Here is a 1,204-nt window from a genome sequence, read left to right on the forward strand (position 1 = left end):
ATACCAGCCTTGACCCCGAGATCGACCAGTTCGCCGGTTTTGGACACGCCCTCACCAAACATGATGTCGAATTCGACCACCTTGAAGGGCGGCGCCAGCTTGTTCTTGACCACCTTGACGCGGGTCTGGTTGCCGACGACCTCGTCGCGGTCCTTGATCGAGCCGATGCGGCGGATGTCGAGGCGCACCGAAGCGTAGAATTTCAGCGCATTGCCGCCGGTGGTGGTTTCAGGCGAGCCGAACATGACGCCGATCTTCATGCGGATCTGGTTGATGAAGATGACCATGGTGTTGGAGCGCGAAATCGACGCGGTCAGCTTGCGCAGCGCCTGGCTCATCAGGCGGGCCTGCAGGCCGGGCAGCGAATCGCCCATCTCGCCTTCAATTTCGGCGCGTGGCGTCAGCGCCGCGACCGAATCGACCACCAGCACGTCGATGGCGCCGGAGCGCACCAGCGTGTCGCAGATTTCCAGCGCCTGCTCCCCAGTGTCAGGCTGCGAGATCAGAAGGTTTTCGAGATCGACGCCAAGCTTGCGGGCATAGACCGGGTCAAGCGCGTGCTCGGCATCGACGAAAGCGCAGATGCCGCCCTTCTTCTGGGCTTCGGCGACGGTGTGCAGGGCAAGCGTCGTCTTGCCCGAGCTTTCCGGCCCGTAGATTTCGATGATGCGGCCGCGCGGCAGGCCGCCGACGCCAAGCGCGATGTCGAGGCCAAGCGAGCCGGTCGGCACCGTTTCAATCTCGACGACCTGATCGTTGGCGCCGAGCCGCATGATCGAGCCCTTGCCGAAAGCCCGCTCGATCTGCGACAGCGCCGCATCCAGAGCCTTTGATTTGTCCACTGCCTTGTCCTCTACCAGCCGCAAAGAATTCTGAGCCATGATACATCACCCCTTGGTCGTCAATGAAGGCCGGACAATCCGTAATCCCTGCCTATTTGTACCTTTTTTGTTCTCATTTGGCAAGAGGGGTCAAATAACTGAAAAACAAGCAATATCCGGATTTGTTCTTTTTTTGTCCAGGGATTCGATCAGGAATGCACCGCACGTTGGGCCAGACGGCTCCGTTGTTTCGACCTGCCGAATCGCCGCCTCGCATGCGAAGCTCCGTCGCACCTAGCGCTTGTGCGGCTGGAATAACAAAGGTCATATCGCCGGCATGCTGAAATCCGCGAAAATACTGGCCATAGGCGGCGCCCATATCG

At 59.8% G+C, this 1,204-nt stretch carries 2 protein-coding genes; both read right to left on the reverse strand.

Features of this window, described 5'->3' with window-relative positions; translation table 11 throughout:
* A partial coding sequence (gene recA, locus EN964_RS35160; protein ID WP_127277491.1) for a recombinase RecA occupies positions 1 to 881 on the reverse strand: 881 nt, incomplete at its 3' end.
* A 73-nt stretch (positions 882 to 954) separates the two neighbouring features.
* Positions 955 to 1,204: hypothetical protein (locus EN964_RS38250; RefSeq protein WP_206528822.1), on the reverse strand; the 250-nt coding region annotated here is incomplete at its 5' end.

It is taken from the genome of Mesorhizobium sp. M7A.F.Ca.CA.001.10.2.1 (genome assembly GCF_003998575.1).
Taxonomy (GTDB): Bacteria; Pseudomonadota; Alphaproteobacteria; order Rhizobiales; family Rhizobiaceae; genus Mesorhizobium.